Here is a 1,449-nt window from a genome sequence, read left to right as displayed (position 1 = left end):
CTGTCAGACAGATCCAGGTCTGAAAATTCCCCATCCTCCGAACCATCCTCGTCCTCATCACCAATTACTCGCAGCCCGGAAAACTCCCGCTGAACATCCTCAAGATTTGCGTCCTGAGCCTCAAGCCAGGCCTCAAATTCCTCGTCCCCCTTTTTGCTGGACGGTAGGGATGGGGATTCTCGGGACCCCTCCTCTTCCTCTTCAAGGTCACCAGACAGAGATGCTACTGGGGCAACGGAAGAAAAGCTGGGTGCGGCCTGTGAGGATCAGCTTATCGATGATAAGCTGTCAAACATGAGAATTCTTGAAGACGAAAGGGCCTCGTGATACGCCTATTTTTATAGGTTAATGTCATGATAATAATGGTTTCTTAGACGTCAGGTGGCACTTTTCGGGGAAATGTGCGCGGAACCCCTATTTGTTTATTTTTCTAAATACATTCAAATATGTATCCGCTCATGAGACAATAACCCTGATAAATGCTTCAATAATATTGAAAAAGGAAGAGTATGAGTATTCAACATTTCCGTGTCGCCCTTATTCCCTTTTTTGCGGCATTTTGCCTTCCTGTTTTTGCTCACCCAGAAACGCTGGTGAAAGTAAAAGATGCTGAAGATCAGTTGGGTGCACGAGTGGGTTACATCGAACTGGATCTCAACAGCGGTAAGATCCTTGAGAGTTTTCGCCCCGAAGAACGTTTTCCAATGATGAGCACTTTTAAAGTTCTGCTATGTGGCGCGGTATTATCCCGTRTTGACGCCGGGCAAGAGCAACTCGGTCGCCGCATACACTATTCTCAGAATGACTTGGTTGAGTACTCACCAGTCACAGAAAAGCATCTTACGGATGGCATGACAGTAAGAGAATTATGCAGTGCTGCCATAACCATGAGTGATAACACTGCGGCCAACTTACTTCTGACAACGATCGGAGGACCGAAGGAGCTAACCGCTTTTTTGCACAACATGGGGGATCATGTAACTCGCCTTGATCGTTGGGAACCGGAGCTGAATGAAGCCATACCAAACGACGAGCGTGACACCACGATGCCTGCAGCAATGGCAACAACGTTGCGCAAACTATTAACTGGCGAACTACTTACTCTAGCTTCCCGGCAACAATTAATAGACTGGATGGAGGCGGATAAAGTTGCAGGACCACTTCTGCGCTCGGCCCTTCCGGCTGGCTGGTTTATTGCTGATAAATCTGGAGCCGGTGAGCGTGGGTCTCGCGGTATCATTGCAGCACTGGGGCCAGATGGTAAGCCCTCCCGTATCGTAGTTATCTACACGACGGGGAGTCAGGCAACTATGGATGAACGAAATAGACAGATCGCTGAGATAGGTGCCTCACTGATTAAGCATTGGTAACTGTCAGACCAAGTTTACTCATATATACTTTAGATTGATTTAAAACTTCATTTTTAATTTAAAAGGATCTAGGTGAAGA

Annotated in this window: 1 protein-coding gene; it reads left to right on the top strand. The window is 47.1% G+C overall.

Annotation, left to right across the window (positions count from 1 at the left end; genetic code table 11):
* Positions 1 to 509: 509 nt before the first annotated feature.
* On the top strand, positions 510 to 1,370 hold the full coding sequence (gene blaTEM / locus KP702_RS15935; protein ID WP_215769380.1) for a TEM family class A beta-lactamase: 861 nt from the start codon (positions 510 to 512) through the stop codon (positions 1,368 to 1,370).
* The last annotated feature ends 79 nt before the right edge of the window (positions 1,371 to 1,449 follow it).

It is taken from the genome of Gluconobacter sp. P5B12 (assembly GCF_018812035.1).
Classification (GTDB): Bacteria; Pseudomonadota; Alphaproteobacteria; order Acetobacterales; family Acetobacteraceae; genus Gluconobacter.
The sequence above is the reverse complement of the archived record's forward strand: the minus strand, read 5'-3'. Positions and strand labels throughout refer to the sequence as shown.